Annotated in this window: 1 protein-coding gene and 1 pseudogene; both read left to right on the top strand. The window is 50.9% G+C overall.

From position 1 onward, the window contains the following. Positions 1 to 30 precede the first annotated feature (30 nt). Entirely contained in the window at positions 31 to 411 is a 381-nt protein-coding gene (gene atpI, locus ACI2JR_RS22205; protein WP_132729074.1) for a F0F1 ATP synthase subunit I, read from the top strand. A gap of 8 nt (positions 412 to 419) precedes the next feature. Continuing rightward, positions 420 to 924: pseudogene (locus ACI2JR_RS22200) on the top strand (FoF1 ATP synthase subunit a); the annotation flags it as partial.

The raw sequence follows: 924 nt of genomic DNA, 5'->3' as shown, positions 1-924 counted from the left end.
TACCTCGAAGGGAGCAGGAGTAAAAACGTGATGTCTGTGTCGCTCTTGAGTCGAAACGTTGCTCGTAAGCTTCTGTTTATTCAGTTACTGGCAGTAATAGCAAGTGGACTGCTGTTCAGCCTAAAAGACCCCTTCTGGGGCGTTTCCGCAATATGCGGAGGTTTGGCGGTTGTTGTGCCAAACATGTTGTTTATGATTTTTGCCTGGCGTCATCAGGCGCATACACCATCTAAAGGCCGTGTGGCCTGGACCTTCGCCTTCGGGGAAGCTTTCAAGGTGTTGCTGACCTTTGCCCTCCTCGCGGTGGCGCTGGCCGTTTTAAAAGTGGTATTCATGCCGCTGATAGTGACGTGGGTTTTGGTGCTGGTGGTACAAATTCTGGCACCAGCTGTAATTAACAACAAAGGGTAAAAGGCATCATGGCTGCAGAAAATATGACGCCGCAGGATTACATAGGTCACCACCTGAACAACCTTCAGCTGGACCTGCGTACATTCTCGCTGGTGGATCCGCACAACCCCCCGGCCACCTTCTGGACGCTCAACATTGACTCCATGTTCTTCTCAGTGGTGCTCGGTCTGTTGTTCCTTACCATTTTCCGTAGCGTGGCCAAAAAGGCGACCAGCGGTGTTCCGGGTAAGCTCCAGACGGCTATCGAGATGACCATCGGCTTCGTCCATGGCAGCGTTAAAGACATGTATCATGGCAAGAGCAAGCTGATTGCTCCGCTGGCCCTCACCGTGTTTGTCTGGGTATTCCTGATGAACCTGATGGACCTGCTGCCAATCGACCTGATTCCTTATATCGGCGAACACATTTTCGGCCTGCCTGCACTGCGCGTGGTTCCGTCTGCTGACGTGAACATCACCCTGTCGATGGCGAATGTCGAGATTATAATTATTATTTACTAAATCATAAAAATGT

The organism is Klebsiella sp. NPDC088457, assembly GCF_044900465.1.
Taxonomy (GTDB): domain Bacteria; phylum Pseudomonadota; class Gammaproteobacteria; order Enterobacterales; family Enterobacteriaceae; genus Klebsiella.
This window is presented reverse-complemented; position numbering and strand designations above follow the sequence as displayed.

Excerpts from the sequence above, each read along its gene's own strand:
- atpI (WP_132729074.1), top strand. The coding sequence starts at position 31 with ATGTCTGTGTCGCTCTTGAGTCGAAACGTTGCTCGTAAGCTTCTGTTT.